The following is a 229-nucleotide window of genomic DNA, read 5'->3' as shown; positions in this document are numbered from 1 at the left end:
CCGCTGGCAACAAAGGATAAGGGTTGCGCTCGTTGCGGGACTTAACCCAACATTTCACAACACGAGCTGACGACAGCCATGCAGCACCTGTCTCAGAGTTCCCGAAGGCACTAAGCTATCTCTAGCAAATTCTCTGGATGTCAAGAGTAGGTAAGGTTCTTCGCGTTGCATCGAATTAAACCACATGCTCCACCGCTTGTGCGGGCCCCCGTCAATTCATTTGAGTTTT

1 rRNA gene is annotated in these 229 nt (G+C 50.7%); it reads right to left on the bottom strand.

Annotated elements, in window-relative coordinates:
- Positions 1 to 229 (bottom strand): 16S ribosomal RNA (locus ACH1XZ_RS23290); the annotation flags it as partial.

The organism is Kluyvera chengduensis (genome assembly GCF_044197065.1).
Lineage (GTDB): Bacteria > Pseudomonadota > Gammaproteobacteria > Enterobacterales > Enterobacteriaceae > Kluyvera > Kluyvera ascorbata_C.
This window is presented reverse-complemented; position numbering and strand designations above follow the sequence as displayed.